5 protein-coding genes are annotated in these 4,058 nt (G+C 51.8%); all 5 read right to left on the minus strand.

Annotation, left to right across the window (positions count from 1 at the left end; translation table 11 throughout):
- Nucleotides 1-26 precede the first annotated feature (26 nt).
- A complete protein-coding gene (lafU, locus tag FDW87_RS07075) occupies nucleotides 27-1,025 on the minus strand; it encodes a putative lateral flagellar export/assembly protein LafU (protein ID WP_046275418.1) in 999 nt (332 codons plus the stop codon).
- 2 nt (nucleotides 1,026-1,027) lie between these two features.
- Entirely contained in the window at nucleotides 1,028-1,891 is an 864-nt protein-coding gene (motA, locus tag FDW87_RS07080; RefSeq protein ID WP_016151859.1) for a flagellar motor stator protein MotA, read from the minus strand.
- A 29-nt stretch (nucleotides 1,892-1,920) separates the two neighbouring features.
- Nucleotides 1,921-2,637 carry a FliA/WhiG family RNA polymerase sigma factor gene (locus FDW87_RS07085; RefSeq protein WP_046275416.1) on the minus strand — a complete coding sequence of 239 codons (717 nt, stop codon included), beginning with the start codon at nucleotides 2,635-2,637 and terminating at the stop codon, nucleotides 1,921-1,923.
- A 20-nt stretch (nucleotides 2,638-2,657) separates the two neighbouring features.
- A complete protein-coding gene (fliL, locus tag FDW87_RS07090; RefSeq protein WP_047357630.1) occupies nucleotides 2,658-3,128 on the minus strand; it encodes a flagellar basal body-associated protein FliL in 471 nt (156 codons plus the stop codon).
- A gap of 7 nt (nucleotides 3,129-3,135) precedes the next feature.
- On the minus strand, nucleotides 3,136-4,058 hold a 923-nt coding region (locus FDW87_RS07095), incomplete at its 5' end, for a flagellar hook-length control protein FliK (RefSeq protein ID WP_252363060.1).

Here is a 4,058-nt window from a genome sequence, read left to right on the forward strand (position 1 = left end):
ACGTTGCGTGGGGGACGAGAACAGAATTAATGAGTGACGGGAGCAGATTTTTGACGTAAAGAAGTCACCTGCTTTTGCTTGTCCAGCTTATCCACCAGCGGTTGCACAACCTTCTCTCCCTGCTGGCCAAAATATTGATACAACGTATCGGAAGCGCTTTGCGTCAGCACCATGATCTCAATGCGACGGTTCCCGGCACTTTCCGGATTTTTCGCATCCAGCAGCATTTGGTCCGCCATCGCGCTGACCTGCATGACTTTATTCTGCGGCATTCCGGCATCCTCCAGCACGCGTCGCGCCGACAAAGCGCGGTCGCCGGAGAGGTTCCAGTTGTTGTAAATGTTACTCTTATAGCTCATCGCGTCTGTATGCCCGGTGATGATTATCTTGTTATCCAGCGAGTCAAACACGGGGGTCAGTTCAACCAGCAGCGATTTAAAGAACGGCATAATCCTGGCGCTACCGCGCTCAAACATATTGCGATTCTGGTCATCTTTAATCAGTACGCGCAGCCCCTGAGGAACAATCTCCATCTCGAGGTTAGTTTCCATATGCGCATTGCGGGCGATAACGTTAATGTCGGTCGCCAGTTCGCCCAATTCGCGGGCTGATTTTTGTTTCAGCAGCACCGCTTTTTCATTCACATCCAGCGCCTTTTTCGCGTTCTCTTCCGTAATTTTCGCCGTCTCCTGTGGGTTGACGGTTTTATCGAGTTTGTTGCGCGTGACGTTTTTCTTCTGCGCTCCCGGCGCTATCGGTTGCTTGCCCAGCTTATTTAACGGCGCCATACCGCCACCGTTAAAGATTGACTGACCATGCAGCGCCGCCACGATATTTTCGCGGTCAGCTTTACTGACGCTGTTCACAATCCACAACGTCATAAACAACGCCATCATCGCCAGCGTAAAGTCAGCAAATGCCACCTTCCACGCTCCCCCATGATGACCTGCATGATTCTTTTTGATTTGTCGGCGGATAATGGTGGTTTTCGCGCCGCGATCGCGACGATTTGGCCCCTTCCTCATGCTTATTCTTGCTCCAGCATCGCATTCACCCACGCATCCAGATTAGCGAATGTGGGTTTGGAAGCCAGATGAAGAAGTTTACGTCCCGCATCAACCGCCAGCAGCGTCGGCTTACCGCCCGCTTGCGCCACCAGCACGGTACGTACACATTCGAGCAGCGAATGTTCCGCCCGCGCCTGCTGTTCCATGGCGTTTGCCAGCGGATCCATCACGCAATAACAGATGAAGACCCCTAAGAATGTCCCCACCAGCGCCGCCGCCACTTTCAGGCCGATAAGCGCAATGGAACCATCGATTGACTGCATGGTGATGATGATACCCAGCACCGCCGCGCAAATGCCGAAGCCAGGCATCGCCTCGGCGGTACGCTGCAGAGAGCGCGAAGGGGTTAACAGCGATTCTTCCGCGGTATCCAGTTCCTGATCGAGGATCCCTTCCAGCTCATGGGCATCAATTTTTCCCATCGCCATCAGACGGAAATTATCGGCGATAAAGGTCACCAGTCGTTTCTGGGTCAGTACCAGCGGGTATTTCTGGAAAATGGTACTCTCTTCCGGCTGTTCGATATGCTGATCCAACATACGCAGACCGCCGTTCTGCACCATTTCCAGCAGTTCATACAGGCACATCAGCAACTGACGCTGGAACTCCGGCCCCATTTTCTTTTTGCTGACCACGCCTTTGATCTGGTGAGCAATCTCTTTAAGCACATGCATTGGGTTACCGATAATCATCGCCCCCAGACCGGCCCCCACGATAATAATAATTTCTGCCGGCTGCCAGATAGCAATTAACTGTCCGCCAGCCTCAAAGTAGCCACCAAATACGCAGCCTAAAACCACCAATAAACCAAAAATCTTTTGCATTACGTCCTCCGCATGTTGATTCGGAATTGTTAATCTGGATATAAACAATCACGAATCTTGTGCGTGATTTTTTTATTCATTTGACAAATTCGAGCTTCAGTCAGCCCTAATACCAGCGCGATTTCTTTTAAATTCATATCGTGCTGGTAATACATTGAGAGCACCAGTCCCTCCTTTTCGCTGAGTTGGCTCAGGGCATAACCCAGCATTTCCTGCGTGACGAATTGTTCTTCAAGCCCCCGCCCTTCGAGCGGCGCAATCGGTATATCGCCATTCAGTAATTCATCCAGGCTGGCCAGCGACTCGGCACCTTCCAGCTGTTGATATTCCTGATAATCTTCAGACGACAAACCCAACCGGGAAAGCTCTTCCCATGAGGGTTCATGCCCGAGCTGAGTACGCGCATCACGAATCAAATCTTTAATCTGATGGTATTTTTGTCGTAGCTGACGAGGCCGCCAGTCGAGGCTGCGCAGCTCATCGAGTATGGCTCCGCGGATACGATGGACGGCATAACCGGCAAAGCCCTCATCCGGTTGACCATAGCGGCGAATCGCATTCAGCAATCCCATCAGCGCCGTTTGCTCCATATCCTGCCTGTCCATAACGCAGGTACATTGCGGCGCAAGTTGACGCACCACTTTGCGCACCAAAGGAAGATAAGCCTGTAAATAATGGCTCTCTTGCTTTGGCGTTAGCACGGGCGTCGCATTAAAATCTTCTGACTCGTAAGCATCCTGGATCATGTTATTTCCTGGCTTGTCGCTTATTGAAACACGACTTTTTTCACCAATATGTCCTTATACGGTGTCGCCATTTTGCGTTTCGCTAATTCAATTTTCAGATTTTCAAAAACTTTCTTTCTGATATCGGAGATCTTCAGCGCCCGAATCTCTTCATATTTCATATTCGAGAGTTCATCTACCGTAATACTTTGATAGAGCGGTTCGTCTTTCTTAATTTTTTCAGCGTCTTTCTCTGAATCAACGACCATTACCAGCTCTGCCACCATGTATCGGTCTGTCCCTTCACTATCATGAAGCGTAACCACCGTTTCCGGCAGAGAGACAAATATGCTGCTGCTCTCATCCTGATTTTCTTCGGGTATCTCAGCGGGTTTTGCTGCCTTAGCTGTCGCACCTTTATTCATAAAATGATAAATACCCCATCCAGCCCCACCAGCAATACCCAGAGCAACGACAGAGCTGATCACACACGCAATAACAATTTTCTTCATCTTGCTTTTACACTTTGATCAGAACGGATTCGTTCTGTTGAAATTGAGGTTCGTCGTTAAGCGTTAGCGCCGACGTCACCTCGTCCTGTTGATGGCCTGACTGCTGTTGTTGCTGTTGCGATTGTCCCTCGGAAGAGACCTGAACATTCACTTCCATGAAGTTCTGCGCCGTGAGGTGCTGGCGTAAGTTCTCGCTAAATTGCTGCAACGAGCGGCAGACATCGCTCTGATTTGCGCCGATGTGCACCATCAGCTTTCCTGCGTCCAGCTGCACGGCAATTTCCAGTTTGCCCAGCGATGGCGGGTCTAGACGAATGGTCGACACCTGCTGTTGCTGACCCAACTGGAACTGAATTCTGTCTTTGAGCAGCGCGGTGAGCTTCTCGCCGAGCTCCTCTGTTGACAGCGTGGTAGGCGCGGAAACTTGCGTCGACACCACGTTGTGGTCGCTCAGGGCATTTACCGGCTGATTTCCCTGCGCCGCCGTATTGAGCAAACTTTGCGACGCAAGCGATGGGTTAACCGTTACGCTATCCGTTTTTCTCACCGCCATCGGGCGAGGAACGGCGTGATCCGCTGACTTCACCCGGGCGGAAATTTGCTGTGAGGTCGAAAGCGAGACAGGTTCAGGCGCGATCGCGCGCAGATCCTGGGCGGAGAATGTCGCCAGTTTGGCCTGCTGATCCGGGGTTGCCTGGGGCAAATTCTCGGTGATCGATGCCAGTAACGTTTGCAGCTTTGGCGACAGTGACGATAAATCCGTGGCGTGCTGCTCAGCCGACGGCATGGATTGTTTTCCTTGCCCGGCCATCGCGCTCGCCAGTTGACGCAAAAGCGCAGACCCCGCCCCCGTAGTTTGCGCCTGCGTCAGCATTTTCAGCATCTCACCGTCAGGCTGCTTCTGCGCCGCCGCAGGCGTTAACGGCTGTG

Origin of the sequence: Citrobacter sp. wls826, assembly GCF_005281245.1 — a bacterium.
In the GTDB taxonomy this organism is placed as follows: domain Bacteria; phylum Pseudomonadota; class Gammaproteobacteria; order Enterobacterales; family Enterobacteriaceae; genus Citrobacter; species Citrobacter braakii.